Annotated in this window: 12 protein-coding genes; 5 read left to right on the top strand and 7 right to left on the bottom strand. The window is 71.4% G+C overall.

Features of this window, described 5'->3' with window-relative positions:
• Positions 1–13 precede the first annotated feature (13 nt).
• Both IT371_22765 and mnmE read left to right on the top strand, forming a co-directional pair.
• Complete coding sequence (locus IT371_22765; GenBank protein ID MCC6750505.1) at positions 14–523, top strand: KH domain-containing protein; 510 nt, start codon at positions 14–16, stop codon at positions 521–523.
• 240 nt (positions 524–763) lie between these two features.
• Positions 764–2,149 carry a tRNA uridine-5-carboxymethylaminomethyl(34) synthesis GTPase MnmE gene (gene mnmE, locus IT371_22760; protein ID MCC6750504.1) on the top strand — a complete coding sequence of 462 codons (1,386 nt, stop codon included), beginning with the start codon at positions 764–766 and terminating at the stop codon, positions 2,147–2,149.
• 48 nt (positions 2,150–2,197) lie between these two features.
• Here mnmE and bioD read toward each other — a convergent pair whose 3' ends face one another.
• From bioD to IT371_22745, 3 genes are read right to left on the bottom strand one after another with little or no spacing between them, the layout of a single operon-like run.
• Positions 2,198–3,085 carry a dethiobiotin synthase gene (gene bioD, locus IT371_22755; GenBank protein ID MCC6750503.1) on the bottom strand — a complete coding sequence of 296 codons (888 nt, stop codon included), beginning with the start codon at positions 3,083–3,085 and terminating at the stop codon, positions 2,198–2,200.
• Positions 3,086–3,088: 3 nt separating this feature from the next.
• Complete coding sequence (bioA, locus tag IT371_22750) at positions 3,089–4,387, bottom strand: adenosylmethionine--8-amino-7-oxononanoate transaminase (protein MCC6750502.1); 1,299 nt, start codon at positions 4,385–4,387, stop codon at positions 3,089–3,091.
• Between the two features lie 47 nt (positions 4,388–4,434).
• Positions 4,435–5,610 (bottom strand): 8-amino-7-oxononanoate synthase, encoded by a 1,176-nt coding sequence (locus tag IT371_22745; GenBank protein MCC6750501.1) that lies wholly within the window; start codon positions 5,608–5,610, stop codon positions 4,435–4,437.
• Positions 5,611–5,801: 191 nt separating this feature from the next.
• On the opposite strand from IT371_22745, the gene IT371_22740 reads away from it, so the two are divergent.
• Positions 5,802–6,389, top strand: coding sequence for a TetR/AcrR family transcriptional regulator (locus tag IT371_22740; GenBank protein MCC6750500.1), 588 nt, complete (start codon positions 5,802–5,804; stop codon positions 6,387–6,389).
• Between the two features lie 83 nt (positions 6,390–6,472).
• On the opposite strand, the gene IT371_22735 is transcribed toward IT371_22740, so the two are convergent.
• On the bottom strand, positions 6,473–7,549 hold the full coding sequence (locus IT371_22735; GenBank protein ID MCC6750499.1) for a phosphotransferase: 1,077 nt from the start codon (positions 7,547–7,549) through the stop codon (positions 6,473–6,475).
• Positions 7,550–7,683: 134 nt separating this feature from the next.
• Between IT371_22735 and IT371_22730 the strand changes: the two genes are divergently transcribed.
• Positions 7,684–8,319 carry a class I SAM-dependent methyltransferase gene (locus IT371_22730; protein ID MCC6750498.1) on the top strand — a complete coding sequence of 212 codons (636 nt, stop codon included), beginning with the start codon at positions 7,684–7,686 and terminating at the stop codon, positions 8,317–8,319.
• Positions 8,320–8,356: 37 nt separating this feature from the next.
• Here the strand turns inward: IT371_22730 and tsaD are convergent, their stop codons facing one another.
• Positions 8,357–9,400 carry a tRNA (adenosine(37)-N6)-threonylcarbamoyltransferase complex transferase subunit TsaD gene (gene tsaD, locus IT371_22725; GenBank protein MCC6750497.1) on the bottom strand — a complete coding sequence of 348 codons (1,044 nt, stop codon included), beginning with the start codon at positions 9,398–9,400 and terminating at the stop codon, positions 8,357–8,359.
• Between the two features lie 24 nt (positions 9,401–9,424).
• On the bottom strand, positions 9,425–12,247 hold the full coding sequence (locus IT371_22720) for a DUF4388 domain-containing protein (protein MCC6750496.1): 2,823 nt from the start codon (positions 12,245–12,247) through the stop codon (positions 9,425–9,427).
• 701 nt (positions 12,248–12,948) lie between these two features.
• Here IT371_22720 and IT371_22715 point away from each other — a divergent pair.
• Positions 12,949–13,629 carry a CAP domain-containing protein gene (locus IT371_22715; protein ID MCC6750495.1) on the top strand — a complete coding sequence of 227 codons (681 nt, stop codon included), beginning with the start codon at positions 12,949–12,951 and terminating at the stop codon, positions 13,627–13,629.
• Between the two features lie 49 nt (positions 13,630–13,678).
• On the opposite strand, the gene IT371_22710 is transcribed toward IT371_22715, so the two are convergent.
• Positions 13,679–15,775: a hypothetical protein gene (locus IT371_22710; GenBank protein MCC6750494.1), complete on the bottom strand. Its 2,097-nt coding sequence runs from the start codon at positions 15,773–15,775 to the stop codon at positions 13,679–13,681.
• Positions 15,776–15,828: the final 53 nt, after the last annotated feature.

Raw genomic sequence — 15,828 nt, 5'->3', positions numbered from 1 at the left:
CATGGAGTAACCAATGTCCGATGACCTGACGATCGAAAGCGGGGCAGACCCCGCACCTGGCGCTCTGCCGCTCAGCGACGAGGCGAGACTGGCCCTCGAAGCGGTGAAGGGGCTCGTGCAGCACATGGGGCTGGACGTGGAGGCCCGCTGCACCGAGGAAGCGGAGCAGATTCGTGTGACGCTCACCGGTGAGGACGAGAGCCTGCTCATCGGCAAGAAGGGGCAGACGCTCGACGCGTTGCAGTTCATGGCCAACAAGATGCTCGGTCGGGAAGGGCTCGAGCGTCGGCCGGTGATGGTGGATGCCGCGGGGTACCGCGACCGGCGGGCGGACTCGCTGGTGCAGCTCGCGCAGAGGCTGTGCGAGAAGGCGCAGCGCACGGGCAAGACCGTGGCGCTGAATCCAATGAGCCCGCGCGACCGGCGCATCATCCACATGGCGCTGAAGGACACCCCCGGCGTGACCACGCGCAGCGAGGGGGAGGGGCTGCAGCGCCGGCTGCTGATCGTGCCCGAGAACTAAACATGGTCACCTTGGCCGCGATCCATCCCGTCAGGCTGTGTCGCGCCTGCGCTCCGGTGCTCACAGCGCCACCAGGCTGCTCCGCTCCGGTGCTCGGCGCTCCTTGCCTGCCGGGCGCCTCGCGGCCAATGCGACCATGTTTGAGCACGCAACAACGTGCTTCGGTGTAGGAAGAGCAGGGCTCCCCACCGGAGGGGGACTCAGCCCCTCCCGGACCACCCGCCGAGCAGCACACCGTCGATGGTCCAGCGCGTCTTCACCGACACGATCTGCGCGCCCGCCACGCCCCCGGGAGAGGGGGCGGTGGCCCTCGTGCGGCTGAGCGGGCCCGCGGCGCTGGCCATCCTGCAGGCCCTGAGCCGGCGCGACCGTTTCGTACCCCGGAGACTCACGGCGGTGACGCTCCGGCGGGGGGCCGACGACGTCGTTCTAGATCGGGCGCTCGCGTGCTTCATGCCCGGTCCGGCGAGCTACACCGGCGAGGACGTGGTGGAGCTCTTCGCGCACGGTGGAACCATTAATCTCGCGCAGATACAGACGGAGTGCCTGCTCCGGGGGGCCCGCTTGGCCGAGCCGGGCGAGTTCACGCGGCGGGCCTTTCTGAGCGGGAGGCTGGACCTCACCCAGGCGGAGGCCGTGGCGGAGGTGATCGCCGCCAAAAGCGAGCGAGCGCTCCGAAACGCGCAGGGACTCCTCGCGGGGGAGCTCGGGCGGCGGGTGCGAGCCTTGCGACAGGAGGGGGTCGAGCTGGCCGCGGAATTAGAGGCTCGCCTCGATTTCGCGGAGGAGCTCGAGGCGGCGGTCCCCGAGGGGCGCTTGCGGGGCGGGCTGCGCGGGCTCGTGGAGCGGGTCACGGCCCTGGCCGAAAGCTACGAGAGAGGACGGCGACTCGGAGGCGCGGCGGTGGCGCTGGTGGGGCCTGTCAACGCCGGGAAGTCGAGCCTTCTGAACGCACTTCTCGGCACCCGTCGGGCCCTCGTCTCGGAGGAGGAAGGGACGACGAGGGACTATCTCGAGGTGGAGGTCCAGTGGGAGGGGCAGAGGGTGATTCTCGTCGATACCGCGGGTCTGCGCGCGGAGTCGGTGATGTCCCCGCTCGAGCGCGAAGGGCGCGCCCTGGGAGAGGAGCGCGCGAGCGCGTGCGAGCTGCTGCTCGGCGTGGTGGACGGGGCGGCTGCGGCGCGGGATGCCTCCCTCGGGACCGCGTTCGGCGAGGTCGACCTGGTGCTGGTGAACAAGGTGGACCTGCTGGAGGCGGAGAGCCGTCGAGAGGTGCTGTGCAGCATACGTGCACACACTTCCCGGCCGGTTTTAGAGGTCTCGGCACGCACGGGGGAGGGTCTGGCTGATTTAAGATATAGGATTCTAGAGTCGCTTTCGCAAAATGGGGCGGCGGGCGACGCGCCGGAGACGGTGCTCGTGACGCAGGCGCGCCAATTTAGTGCCTTGGAGCGAGCGCGCGTTTCCCTGCTCGACGCGGAAACAGCACGGGAGCAGGGGCTCGGCCCGGAATTCGTGGTGGAGCACGTCCGGCTCGCCCTGGCCGCTCTGGCGGAGCTCACCGGGGAAGGGGCCCCGGAAGAGGTGCTCGACGCGCTTTTTGCGCGCTTTTGCATCGGAAAATAAAGGGGTTACGGCACGCGGGGCGGGAAAGCGAACTAGAAGACTACTTCACTAATGGGGCCCTGCGGGGGGAAATCCGGCCGCCAGGAGCAGCGCGGGGAGGTCCACGTGGACGCGGCAACGCTGCGCCAGGAATTCGAAATCGTCGCGCTGGGCGGGGCTGAAGTAGGGCAAGACGCCGCGAACGACGGGGCCCGCTAGGCGTTCTATTTCGGCCGGGTTGGCCGCCTCCTCGGCGGAGCGGGGCTCTACGAGACGGTTGAGGACCACGCCTGCGAGGGGGAGCTCGCGGGAGCGCAGGGCTTCGACGGTGAGGAGCGTGTGGTTGAGGGTGCCGAGGGTGGAGCGTCCGACCACGACGACGGGAAGGGTGAAGAGGCGGGCGAGGTCGGCGACGAGCAGCTCGTCGGTGAGCGGGACGAGGAGTCCTCCGGCGCCCTCCACGAGGACGAGGTCGGCGTCCCGGGCGAGGGCTAGGAAGCAGGCACGCAGGTGCGCGGGGTCGAGGGGCGTTCCGGCGGCGCGTGCGGCGACAGAGGGGGCCACGGCCGGGGCGAAGCGGTAGGGATTGACGAGCTCGAGGGGGGCGGAGGAGCCGCTCGCGCGAAGGAGGAAGAGGGCGTCCTGGGGCTCGAGCTGGTCGGGGGAGAGCTGGGCGAGCAGTCCCGCGGGGGGAGGTCCTGCGAGGCGAGCGAGGCGCGCGAGGGCGGCGGCCTCCTCGGAGGAGACGTTACCCGCAGGGGGGGCGGCGCGGAGCGGGCAGCCGGTCTCGACGGGCTTCATCACGGCCACGCGGAGGCCGCGGCGGACGAGGGCCGCGGCCAGCGCGCCGGTGAAGAGGGTCTTCCCCACGCCGGTGTCGGTGCCGGTGATGAAGAGGCCGCGGGGGGAGTCGGCGGGGGCGAGGGAGGGCTGGTCCGGCACCGTAATAGAGGACATGATCTATAACCCGCTGAGGACCGCGTCGAGGGCCTGGCGGGCGGCCGAGACCAGGTGGCCGAGCTGGTCGTCGGTGATGGCCAGCGGGGGCATCAGCACCAGCACGTCGCCGAGCGGGCGTAGGAGGACGCCGTGGGCGCGGGCCGCCTGGCAGACTCGCGCGCCGAGGGCCAGGGCAGGGGGATAGGGGCGCCGGGAGGCTCGGTCCGCCACGAGCTCGACGCCGACCATCAGGCCGAGCTGCCGGATCTGGCCCACCGCGGGGTGGGACGCGAGCTGCTCGGCGAGCAGGCGGGAGAGGGTCACGGCGCGCGCCTCCGCCCAGGGGAGGAGCTGCCGGTCGCGCATCCGCTGGAGCGAGGCCAGGGCGGCGACGCAGGCCAGCGGGTTTCCGGTATAGGTGTGCCCGTGAAAGAACGTTCGTTCTTTTTCCCCCAGGAAGGCCTCGTAGATCTCCTCGGTGGCCAGGGTGGCGGCAAGCGGGAGGTAGCCCCCCGTCAGCCCCTTCGCCAGGGCGAGGAGGTCGGGGCGGACGTCCTCGGCCTGGCAGGAAAACATGGGGCCGGTGCGACCGAAGCCGGTCGCGACCTCGTCGCAGATGAGCAGCACCTGGTGCGCGCGACAGAGGCGCGCGACCTCCGCCAGGTAGCCGGGAGGGTGCACGAGCATCCCGGCCGCCCCCTGGACGCGCGGTTCGAGAATGAGGGCCGCTAGGTCCGGTGAGCGGGCCGCGAGCAGCTCGGCGAGCTCGGCGAGGCAGTGGGCGGCACAGGCTTCGGGCCCGTGGCCGGAGGGCTCGGCGGCGCAGCGGTACGCGTGGGGCGCGGCTACCCGCAGCACGTCGAAGAGCAGCGGGTGGAAGATGCGATGGAAGAGCTCGATGCCGCCCACGCTGACCGCTCCGAGCGTGTCGCCATGGTAGGCCTCGCGCAGCGCGATGAAGTGGCGCTTGGCCGGCCGGCCGCGGAGCTGCCAGTACTGGAAGGCCATCTTGAGCGCCACCTCGACCGCCGTGGAGCCGCTGTCGGAGTAGAAGACGCGGGTCAGCCCCTCCGGGGCGAGCGAGGCCAGCTCGGCGGCGAGCTCGATGGCGGGCGGGTGCGACAGCCCGAGCAGGGTGGAGTGCGCCATCCGCCCGAGCTGCGCGCGCACGGCCTCGTCGATCTCGGCGCAGCGGTGGCCGTGAACCGTGACCCAGAGCGACGAGACGCCGTCCAAATAGTGGCGCCCCTCTATATCGATCAGGTAGCAGCCCTCGCCGCGCTCGATGATCAGCGGCGGAGTGCCCCCCCAGCTCTGCATCTGGGTGAAGGGGTGCCAGAGGTGGCGGTGGTCCTTGTCGGCGAGGTTCACGGCAGGTCCTTTCGGGGCGGCGGCAACACCTCGGCGAGGGCGGAGAGGAGGCGCTGGAGCTGCTCGGGTTCGTGGCGTGCGCTGAGCGAGATGCGCAGCCGGCTGGTCCCCGGGGGGACGGTGGGCGGTCGAATGGCCTGGACGAAGAACCCTCGTTCTAATAGGGCGGCGGAGGCGGCGAGGGCTGCCTCGGGGGAGCCGAGGTGCAGGGGGACGATGGGCAGACCCGTGGGGACCCCGTCGCGTCCCAGGCGGGCGAGCCCCGCGTGCAGCAGAGCCAGGTTCCGCTGCACGCGCTCGCGCAGGCGGTCACCTTCGGCGGAGGCCGCGACATCGAGGGCTGCACGGGCCGCGGCGCAGATGGCCGGCGGGAGCGCGGTGGTGAAGACGAAGCTGCGTGCGCGGTTCGTCAGGTAGTCGATGAGCACGCGACTGCCGAGGGCCGCGGCGCCGAAGCAGCCAAGCGCCTTGCCGAAGGTGGCGATCTGCACATCCGGTGCGATGCCCGCCTCGGCCACCGCGCCGCTGCCGTGAGGGCCGCAGACGCCGGTCGCGTGCGCCTCGTCCACGACGAGGATCGCGTCGTGGTGACGGGCCAGGCGAGCCAGGGCGGCGAGCGGCGCGCGGTCACCGTCCATGCCGAAGACCGAATCGGTGACCACCAGGCGGCGGCGATAGCGCGAGCCCTCGGCGAGCAGGCGGCCGAGCGCGTCCGGGTCGGCGTGGGGGAAGACGTGGATGGCGGCGCGGCTCAGCCGGCAGCCGTCGATCAGGCTGGCGTGGTTCAGCGCGTCGGAATAGACCGCATCGCCCGGGGAGAGCAGGGCCGTGAGCACGCCGAGGTTCGCCTGGTAGCCGGTGGAGAAGAGGAGTGCGCGCTCCGTGTTCTTGTACTCGGCCACGCGGTCTTCGAGAGCCCGGTGCTCCGCCAGGTCGCCGCCGATGAGGCGCGCGCTGCCGGCGCCGGTGGTGGTGCGCAGGGCGTGGCAGGCGGCGTCGGAGAGCGCCGGATGGGTGGCGAGCCCGAGGTAGTCGTTGCTGCTGAAGTTGATCGTCTCGGCGGGGAGGGGCCCCGCGAGGGAACGGCGGAGGCCGCGCTCCTCGAGGCGGTGGAGCTCCTCGGCGAGGGCGGCTTCGATGGGGACACGCGTGGGGGTCAGTGGATCGAGCATCGTTCCTTCTCTACGCGGACGTGGCGGCCGACGGGGCGCGGCCTCGGCCCAAAGTACTACGGGAGGGGGAAAGGAAGTCAAATGGCGAGGGAGGATCGCGCTGCGGGGCGAGGCTGCTCGACGGAAAACGAGGCGCAGGAGAGGTCCACGGCGCGCTTGCATTTTATAATAGAATGGCTATTTTCTTTGCCATGCCTAGACCTTCACAGTTCTCGCACGATCAGCTCATCCAGGCCGCTCTGCATCTCGTCGCCGATCACGGGCCGACGGCTGCCACGATCGGCGCCATCGCAGGGCGCGTGGGTGCCCCCGTGGGATCGATCTACCACCGCTTCGCTTCGCGCGACGCCCTGCTGGCCGAGGCGTGGCTCTGGGCGGCGGACATCTTCCGGGCGGGCTTCCTCGAGCTCCTGGCCGGGGAGGACGCGGACGCGGCAGGCCTCGGGGCGGCGCTCTACACGGTGCACTGGGCGCGGCTCTACCCGGTGGAAGCGCGGGTGCTCCTGCTGCATCCGCGAAAGAGCCTGACCGAGGGGGAGTGGCCCGAGGCGCTGGCCGAGCGGGCGGAGCAGGGAGACCGGCAGCTGGCCGAGGGACTGAAGGCGTTCGCCAAGCGGCGCTTCGGAAGGGCCACGGACGACGGGGTGGAGCGGGTGACCCTGGCCGTGCTGGACGTGCCCGCCGCGGCGGTCCGACGCCACCTCGACAACGGCCGCAAGCTCACGCCGGCGGTGGACAAGGTGGTGAGCCAGGCTCACGCCGCTCTCCTCGGCAGGTAGCGCGCCGGCCGGGCGCTGATCCGAACTCTCGGAGTCGGCAAGAACTCCTTCGTCCCCCTCTCAGCTCGACCTTCAGCAGTGTTTCACGTGAAACACTTGGCCCGGGCGGCTGGCTCGGCGAGCTCCGGCAGGTGGGGCGAGAGGAGGGCGCGAAGCGGGACAAGCTCCGGCAGGTGGTCGAAGGCCTCCGCCACGTACTTCAGGCTGCGCGGGATGTGCGGCAGAAAGCCCGCGTTGCCCTTCGCGCGATGGAGGTAGACGAAGCGGCCGGCGTCCTTGAGCTTGCGCTGCACCGTCTGGAGCCAGAAGGCGCGCTCGAAGTCCGCGGCCGGCAGGGCGGGCTCTCCCTGGGCCAGGTAGTAGCGCAGGAGCTCCTCCACCAGGGCTACCCCGAGGTCCACGTACGAGTCCCGCAGGAGTGCCACGAGGTCGTAGGGGCACGGGCCGAGCAGGGCGTCCTGGAAGTCGAGGACGCGCAGCGGGAGAGCCCGGTCGGAGAGCGGCACCATCAAGTTCCGGCTCTGGTAGTCCCGGTGCACGAACACCTGGGGGAGCTCGGCCAGGGCCTGCGCCAGCGCCGCGAAGTGGTGGTCGAGCTCGCGGCGGGGGCCAGATGGGAGGTGGACGCCGCGCTCGACCTCGAGCAGCCACTCGCGGAAGTGGTCGAGCTCGGTCCGCAGGACAGCTGGGCTGAGCTGCCTACGGAAGGCGATGCAGGTGCCCGGTGAGCGGCGGGTGTAGCGCTGGAGCTCGCAGAGCGTCCCGATGGCGGCCTCGTAGTGCGGCTGGCGCGCCCTGCCGGAGAGTGGCAGCACGACCGACTCGAAGGTCTGGTCGCCCAGGTCCTCGAGCAGCAGCAGCCCTGCTTCCGGCAGGTAGCCGTGGAGCGCGGGGACGGGAACGCCTCCCGCGGCCAGGTAGCCGTGGATCTCGAAGAAGGGAAGAACCGTGGGGGCCTCGCCCTCGACGAACTCTTCGCAGCGCAGCGGGTCGGGGCCGAGCTCCATCACGATCAGGGAGGCCGCACCTCCGCGGAGGCGATGGTAGACGCGGCTCGAGGCGTCGCCCCCGAGACGCGCGAGTGACAGGGGGCCATCGCCCAGCCACGGGTGGGCGAGCGGGCGGAGCAGGTCGAGGAGCTGTTCGGGGGTATAGGCCATGTCGCACCGTTGGGGGGGTTAGTCCGGCCTCGCCGGGAGGAGCGCACTCGAGCGTACCGCGCGCGGAACGTCGGGCAAGAAACGTCGCGGGAGAGGGGGATTTGTTTCACGTGAAACAGGACTATAAGGAGAGCATGTCCGAGCCGAGAGAGCGCATCGCACGAGAGGCTGCCCGGGCCCAGGCCGAGCTGGCGCCGCAGCAAGTAGAACAACTGCTCCAATACCTCGGTCTCCTCGAGCGCTGGGGGGCGCGCATCCGGCTGACCGGAAGGGAGGACGCCGGCGCGGTGATCGCGCGGCACCTGCCGGACGCCCTGCAGCTCGCGGCCCTGCTGCCGGAGCGAGGCGCGGTGGCCGACATCGGCGCGGGGGCGGGCCTCCCCGGTTTTCTCGCGGCGCTGCTCCGCCCGCAGCTCGAGGTGACGCTCGTCGAGCCGAATCAGAAGCGGTGCAGCTTCCTGCGCGCGGCGATGCAGGCCACCGGACGCGCGGTCCGACTCGAAGGGCGACGCTTGGAGGAGCTCTCCCTGCCGCTGCAGGAGGTGGTCTGGTCGCGGGCCACCTTCGCCCCGGCGGAGTGGTTGCGGAGAGGAGGCGCGCTCGTGCGGGCGGGGGGCGCGGTGCTGGTGTTCGTCGCCCGAGCCGAAGCCCTGCCCGGCGCGGCCGAGCTGCCCGCCGGAGCAGTATTAGAGTGCAGCGTCCAATACGCGCTCGAGGATGGCACGCCGCGGCTCCTGGCGCGCTATCGCACGGCCGTGCTCGAGGGGTAAGCCCCGGCGGGGCGCTCGCCCGGCACGGCAACCTCTGTCACAGGGGGAGGCGCGCCACCGCGTTGAGTTCCAGGCCGGCCCGCTCGCCGGCCGCGAGGCGGAGCGAGCCCGCCGCGGCGATCATCGCGGCGTTGTCGGTGCAGAGCGCGATGGCAGGGACATGGAGCTGGAAGCCATCCTCGGCCGCGGCCTGAGAGAGCGCGGCGCGCACGGCCTGGTTGGCCAGCACGCCCCCCGCGGCGACGAGGGCGGTGGACTGCGTGCGGGCTACCGCGCGTCGGGCCTTGCGGACCAGCACGTCGCTCACCGCGCGCTGAAAGCTGGCGCAGAGGTCGGCGAGCGCCGGACCCTCGGGCGGCCCGGTCCGCCGCAGGTGATTGGCCACGGAGGTCTTGAGCCCACTGAACGAGAAGTCGAGCTCTTCGCGGCCCGGGAGCGCGCGCGGAAAGGCGACGGCCTCCGGGTCTCCCGTGGCGCCCGTGCGCTCGACCACCGGGCCTCCGGGGTAGCCGAGCCCGAGCAGCTTGGCCACCTTGTCGAAGGCTTCGCCGGCGGCGTCGTCGCGCGACGCTCCGAGCAGTCGATAGCGGCCGAAGCCCTCGACCAGGATGAGGGCGGTGTGGCCGCCCGAGACCAGCAGCGCCACGTGCCGCTCCGGAAGGGGCGTCTCGGAGCGCTGCGGGTCCGGAGAGCTCGCCAGCAGGCGCGCCGAGCAGAGGTGCCCCTCGAGGTGGTTCACGCCGACGAGCGGCAGTCCCGTGGCGTAGGCGAGGCCCTTGGCGGCCTGGACGCCCACGAGCAGGGCCCCGACCAGGCCCGGACCGTACGTGACGGCGAGACCATCCAGCTCGCGGAGGGTCGTCCCGGCGTTGGCGAGCGCCTGTTCTATGACGGGGACAATGGCCCGCAGATGCTGCCGCGCGGCCAGCTCGGGGACCACCCCGCCGAAGGGGCGGTGCACGGCGATCTGGGAGGCCACCACGTTCGACCGGATGGTCCAGGTGTTCTCCACCACCGCCGCCGCGGTCTCGTCGCAGGAGGACTCGAGGCCGAGAATTCTCACGGCGCGGTGCGTCGACATATACTAGAACGATACATCTAGAATCTAGCGCCCCTTGAGGAAAGCCCGAATCTCGCCCGCGTGTCGGCAATCCGGGCAGAGGGAGAGGAAGCGTTCGTAGGCCGTGCGGGCCTCGGCGGGCTTGCCCTGCTCCTGCAGGACCGAGCCGATCACGAGCTGGGCGTAGGGGGCCTCTGGCCGGACAGCCTCGGTCCGTCGGGCCAGCTCGAGTGCGGCCTTGAGCTGCCCACGGTCGAGCGCGAGCAGCGCGAGTTCCTGCAGCGCTTCCCAGCCGCGTGCGTTTTCGGCGACGGCCTGGGAGAGGAGCTTCTGCGCCTGGGTCAACCGGCGCTTCTTCAGGGCGGCCTGGGCCTGCGCGAGGAGCGCGTCGTAGGTCGAGGCTCCGTCGCTGCTGCCCTCCACCGGGGCGGGCCCGGCCTTCCCGGGGTTCGGGACGGCCGCGTCGCGCGTCGCGGGGGCGGCAGCCACGGCCTGCGAGGAGGGCGCAGCGGTGGGGGCCGAGGTCGGAGCTTCGGCAGGGCGCGCGTCGCTCGCGGGCGCGACGGCCAGGGAGCGGGCGTCGCCACCGGCTGGCGAGAGGCCGCGGTCGCTCCGCGCGGAGGCGGAGGCGAGCTTCGGGGAGGAGGTTCGCGGTGCGGCGTCGCGCGCGATGAGAAATGCGCGCGCCGGACCCGGAGGGGGTGCGGGCGTGCGGCTGTTGACGTAATAGACGAGCCCCGCGAAGCCGGCCACGAGCACGGCCCCCACGGCCACCCAGCGGCGGGCGTGGCCAGGCCGGTGAGGCCCGACGTGGTCGTGGTCCTCGGTGAGCCCGTCGACCTGGTACTCCGAGGCGAAGAACTCCTCGTCTCGCACGTCGATGGACGCTTCGCTGCTGCTTCCTTTTCCGGCGCGACGAGAGGACTCGGCGGCGGCGCGTTCCACGGCCGCGTGCGTGGCCTCGACCGGGCGGGCAGGGACCTCGGGAGGGGTAGGGGGCGCGGGAGGAACGGCCGCGGGAGCGGGCACCTCGCGCGGTGGCGGGCTACTGGCTGCCGAGGCTGCCTGCGGAGCGGGGAAGGGGATGACGTGCCCCCCGGTCCACTCCCGTTCCGTGCCCGTCGAAGCGTCCGCCGCCGGCTCCTGTCCCTTGGCCTTCGGGGGCTCGGCGAGCCACGCGTCCAGCTCGGCCTCGGCCCGGCTCGGCTGGGCTTGAGTCTTGGCCTCCTCGGGCGCGGCTTCGCCGGACGCGGCGGCCGGGACGAACTCGAGTTCGGCCTCCGGGGGTTCGGGCTCGTCGACGGCCGCGCTCGGCCGCGGCGGGCCCTGCTCATTCTCGTCGGGCCGCGCGGCGTTCTCGAGGGCCGCGGTGCTCGCCACGGAGAGAGACGAGCGCGACGTTCCGAGGTCCTCGTCGACGAAACGGGAGGCTGCGCCGCCACGCACCACCGTCGTGGAGAGGCTTCCGGTCTCGCCGCTCACGGAGGAACGGTCGTCGTCCCCCGGGAACGGGGAAGCCAACGAGGCCCGGGGCGCATCGTCGCTCGTGGGAAGTGGCGAGACCTGCGAGTGCATCCTCTGCGTGGGCCGCCGCGAGGCCGCGCCCATCGCGACGCTCACGACGGGGACCTTGCCGACCACCGCGCGACCGTTCACGCTGGCCTGCAGGCCCGACCCGCCGTTCGTCTCCTCTCGCGGGCCCGGGGGGCCGGCCGGCTCGAACCCGGGCAGCGTCGTGGCCAGGTCGGTCCCGTCGGGAGACGAGGGGCGGGCGGCCTCGCGCTGCAGCGCGCGCGCGAAGGCATCGGCGCTCCCCTCCTCCGGGGGAAAGCCCTCGTCGTCCTCGTCGTCTCCGTCTCCCGCGGCCGGCGTGGCGACGCGGTACCAGGGCTCGGCCATCGCCACGTCGGGGCGCGTGGGGGCCCCCGCCACGTCGTAGATCAGCCCTTCGAAGTAGAGCTTGCTCACGATGCCGAGCGCCTCGAGGTCACCGAAGGGACTGTCGTCGACCACCTGGAGCAGGCTCCGGCGCCCGTCGAAGAGCCGGATCACGGCGTTCACCTCGTCGGGGATCTCTCCCAGTCGGTCGGCGAGCTGCACGAAATCGACCTCGAAGACCGACTCCAGGCGCGGTAGCTGCTCGAGCAGGCGTCCCCACTCGTCCACGCGCCGCATCCCTTCCATCAGCAGCACCTGGTTCGACTGCTGGATGGCCTCCTTGCGGCGGATGGTCTTGAACTCCACCTGGAACTGGCCGTCGTTCCAGATGAGCAGGCGGTAGACCGCGGCCTCTCCCTGAAGGAGTCCGAGCTCGGCGTCGATCACCTTGCCGCCGCGGAAGTAGATCGCGCCGCGGCGACCGGCTTCGTTGCGGAAGTGGATGATTCCGGACTTGCGCCCGAGCTCGAGCGTCTGGATGAGGTCCACGACCGCCATGTCCGAGAGGTCGCCGCTGAAGGTCGTGCGTCCGTCGCGCGCCGAGATGGTCTCTCGTTGGCGGCGCTGCAGGAGCATCTTGATGCGGATGACGATCTCTTTGATGAAGATCGGCTTGAAGAGGTACTCCTCGACGCCCAGCTCGAGCCCGCGGATCTTGTCCTCTACCGAACGACGGTTGGTCAGGATGAAGAGCGGGATGTGTGCCCAGCGCTTATCCTGCTTGAGCCGCTCGCAGAGGCCGAAGCCGTCCAGCCCGGGCAGGTCGGTATCCGAGATGATGAGGTCGGGCTCCGCGAGCTCGAGCGTCTCGAGCGCTTCCGGGCCGCTTCCCGCCGAGGTGACGAGGAAGCCGGCTTTGCGCAGACTGACCTCGAGCACGCGGCGGTTGCGCGCGTCCCCGTCGACGAGCAGTATGGTGGGTTTGCCCAAGCTCGCGACCTCAACCGTGCGCCGGCCGCCACACGTTGACGAGAGTGGCGCCTAGAGTACCGCGCTGGGCGCGGACAAAATTCCGCAAAAAACGCCAAAAGTTAACCCTGCGGCGCGCGCGGGTCAAGGCGGCCCCTCCTTTCCAGCGTGATCCCGTCGCCTTGAATTCGCAGCCACGCTCCCGAGGAGCAAACCCCGAGGCGCCGCCTCCGCGTTGAACCGTTCGTCGCTTGCACCCGCCGGAAATGAGACAGGCACATCGGATCTCAATGACCGGCCGAGGCCGGAGCGCGTGGTACGGCCAGCGCAACCACCGGGTCTCACAAGAGAGGCGAGGAGTGGCGCCTGTGGCCTCCCCCTTGCTTGGTTCTCGGAGAGCCATTTACCCGGTCGAGGGAACGATGATGCGAAGGGTCGGTTTGCGCGCGAGGCGAATTCTGGGAGGGGGCGCCCCCTGGCTGGGGGGGCTCCTGCTGGTGCTTGGCTCGGCGTGCTCGGAGAACCCGACGCCCGTCCCCGGCGCGGGGAGCCCCGGGGCGCTGCACTGCCCGGCGGAGCTCTCGGCGGACGGCTGCGGTCGCTGTCAGGCCTCGGCGGGGCCGCTGCAGATCTGCTCCACTGGTCGAGGAGACCTGAAGGCCGACGGGGGAGCCTGCCAGGGCGACGTGAACAGCGACGGAAAGGTCACCTTCGGCGACGCGATGGCGGTGGCCGGTGCGTGGGGCCGCACCGAGGGGGCCTCCAACTGGGATTCCCGGCTGGACGTGGTTCCCGACGGGAAGGTCGACCATCGGGACTTCGGGGCGGTGCTCGGGAACCTGGGCTGCAAGGGGACGACGCCCAGCAGCCCGGTGCCGGCGACGGGGTTGACGGGTCCCGCGGGGACTTCCGGCGGAAGCGGCACTCCCGATAGCGGTACCGGCGTGCCGTCGGTGATCCCCCTCGACGTGGCCTCTTCGCCCGGCTGGGCCGAGTTCGAAGATCTGACGATCGTGCTCATCAACCAGCGGCGCGCGGCGGGCGCGAGCTGCGGAGGGACGTGGTACGGGCCCGTCGGGCCGCTCGGCTTCAACGAGTCGATCCGCACCGCGGCGCGCGGCCACTCGTCCGACATGGCCGAGAAGGGCTACTTCGCCCACGAAGGGCTCGACGGGTCGACGCCGATGCAGCGCATGCTCGACGCCGGCTACAACGGCACGGCCTTCGGCGAGAACATCGCCGCCGGGCAGCGGACCCCCGAGGAGGTGGTGACGGCCTGGATGGGGAGCCCGGGGCATTGCCAGAACATCATGCACCCGGCCTTCCGCGTGACGGGGGTGGGCTACATCGCGGCGCCCGCGTCTCCCTACAAGCACTTCTGGACGCAGAACTTCGGCAACTGAGGGTCCGGCGCGCGCTCGAGGGAAAGGCGCGACGCAGCGCGATCGTGCCCTAGCGACGGCGAGAGGCGCGGCGGCGACGCGGCGCGAACGTCACAGCGAAGGCGAGCGACGCGAAGAGCGCGAGGAGCATCCCGGTCTCGAGCGCCGACGACGTGCGGGGAGCCACCGCACAGCCGGAGGCCGGAGCCTGGGCCTCGTCCGACGATGAGCCGGCCGACGGCGATACCGGCTGGCCCGCGACCGCGGGCGCTTGGGCCACCCGTGCCACGGAGCCGACAGGTCCCTCCTCGAGCGTGAAGCTGGCGCGCACCTCGTAGGTCGAGTCGCGACTACCCACGTTGAGTGGCAGAACGTAGTAGACGGCTCCCGGCTGGAGGGGTGCTGTCTCGTCGGAGCGCCTGACCGTGATGGAGGTGACGTCGTTGGCCTTGATGAGGTCGTAGTCGGCCTTCAACCCGGTGTAGCTGACGGGAGAGCCCTTGCGGATGTACGCGCCGATCGGGCTCTTGCCGAGCGGACCGTGGGGACGAACCACGTCGATCTGAAGCTCGTGCGCGTTCGCTGGCACGTCGATGCGGTACTGCAGCCCCGCGGGGACCACGCCCTGCCCGCCGACGATCACGCTGGTGCCGAGCACGTAGCCGCGCCGGGGCGACCCCGGGCGTAGCTCCAGGATGCGGGAGCACGAGAGCAGGCCGCGCTCGCGGTGGATCGTCTCGATGCTCGGCACGAGCGCGGGGTAAAGCTCGCGGGCCAGCTTGAGCAGGAGCGCCGAGGCCTCCTCGAACGTGGCGTGGCGGCCGAGACCCACCATCGTGCGATAGACGAGGTCCAGCACGGCGTGCTTCTGCTCGGTCTGCTGAAAGAGGGCCCAGTGCGCGCGCCCCCAGATCAGGCCGTCCTGGTGCGTCTCGCCGGTCAGCTCGTCGCAGGTGGCGGTCCCCGAGAGGTCGCGGATGCCTCCGCTGCCGCCTCCGGCGTACTCGCCCACCACGCCGTCTCCCGTGTACATCGCGGACATCAGGTCGGCGAAGGCCTCGTTCAGCGCGCCGGGCATCAGATTGAAGCCCAGGCTGTCCACCGTCGCCGAGAGGTCCGAGGTCTCGTCCACCACGGAGTGCGTGAACTCGTGGTAGACGACGTCCGCGTCGTACGCGAAGTCGCGCCCCTGCACCTGGCCGAAGGTCAGGTCGCCCACGCCGTCGCCGTCCAGGTCACCGAAGAAGGCGTTGCCGACGGCGCGCGCCTGCCCCCCCGCGGTCGGCACGTAGTGGTAGTTCACGGACACCATGATTTTCTGATTTTGCCGACTTCGTGCGAACCCAAAGGTTTCCTTGAGCCAGCGGTGGAAGGTGTCCACGTGGTAGTAGGCCTGCACCTCGGCGAACGGGTCCTCGACCCCCGCCTCCGGCTGGTAGGGATAGTTCCCGTCGGCGTCGGCGAGCGCCTTGCGGTCGCACTTGAGATCGTTCCCCTCGTGGAGGCAGCGGCGCGTCTCGACGAATTCTCCGGTGAGCTGGGTGGTCGAGAGGAGGCCGCCGAGGGCGCGCTCGACGGGGTTTCCCTGGCTCGGGCTCGTGGCGTAGACCCAGCCCTTGGCCTCGCGCAGCCGCGATTCGGCCAGGAGGAAGGTTCCCTCCTGCGCGTCGACCAGCGCGCGAAAGAGGCCGAACGGTTCGGTCGTGCGGACGTCGAGCGCCCAGACGAGGCGCGAGACGCCTCGAGCGGCCCAGACGGCGAGCGTGCGTCCCCGCACGACGGCGGTGGAGTTGGCGCGCAGCACGGTCGCAGCCGCTCGGTCGGCGCTGATGCGCGGCGTGACGTCGGGGAGCGCGATGGGCGCGAGCGTCCCGGAGGCCGCGACGACGCGCTGGTCGTGGATCGTCACCGCGACGCCCGCCCCGAGGACGGGCAGGCCGCGATGGGTCTGGACCAGTCGCACGACGGCGCCGCCCCGGAGGGGCAGCACGCGATCCAGGGAGAGCTCGGCGTCGGTCGCACCGAAGGCGGCGCGTTGCGCGCGGGCGAAGGCGAGCGCTCCTTGCCGCGCCTCGCCGACGGGGAAGCTCACGTCGGTCAAGGTCCGCGCCCCTGCTGGAAGGGCCACGCTCATCGACACCAGGAACCAGGGAAGCCGTCGCTGCATCGTGCCTCCTACTGCGTCTGTCCCCCTCGTTGGGCGCGATTGTATTCCACGCG

Source organism: Deltaproteobacteria bacterium, assembly GCA_020848905.1.
Classification (GTDB): Bacteria; Myxococcota_A; Polyangia.
This window is presented reverse-complemented; position numbering and strand designations above follow the sequence as displayed.

Coding starts and splice junctions, on each gene's coding strand:
- IT371_22765 (MCC6750505.1), top strand. CDS start 14: ATGTCCGATGACCTGACGATCGAAAGCGGGGCAGACCCCGCACCTGGC.
- bioA (MCC6750502.1), bottom strand. CDS start 4,387: ATGCAGAGCTGGGGGGGCACTCCGCCGCTGATCATCGAGCGCGGCGAG.
- mnmE (MCC6750504.1), top strand. CDS start 764: ATGGTCCAGCGCGTCTTCACCGACACGATCTGCGCGCCCGCCACGCCC.
- IT371_22710 (MCC6750494.1), bottom strand. CDS start 15,775: ATGCAGCGACGGCTTCCCTGGTTCCTGGTGTCGATGAGCGTGGCCCTT.
- tsaD (MCC6750497.1), bottom strand. CDS start 9,400: ATGTCGACGCACCGCGCCGTGAGAATTCTCGGCCTCGAGTCCTCCTGC.
- IT371_22735 (MCC6750499.1), bottom strand. CDS start 7,549: ATGGCCTATACCCCCGAACAGCTCCTCGACCTGCTCCGCCCGCTCGCC.
- IT371_22745 (MCC6750501.1), bottom strand. CDS start 5,610: ATGCTCGATCCACTGACCCCCACGCGTGTCCCCATCGAAGCCGCCCTC.
- IT371_22730 (MCC6750498.1), top strand. CDS start 7,684: ATGTCCGAGCCGAGAGAGCGCATCGCACGAGAGGCTGCCCGGGCCCAG.
- IT371_22715 (MCC6750495.1), top strand. CDS start 12,949: ATGGCGGTGGCCGGTGCGTGGGGCCGCACCGAGGGGGCCTCCAACTGG.
- bioD (MCC6750503.1), bottom strand. CDS start 3,085: ATGTCCTCTATTACGGTGCCGGACCAGCCCTCCCTCGCCCCCGCCGAC.
- IT371_22740 (MCC6750500.1), top strand. CDS start 5,802: ATGCCTAGACCTTCACAGTTCTCGCACGATCAGCTCATCCAGGCCGCT.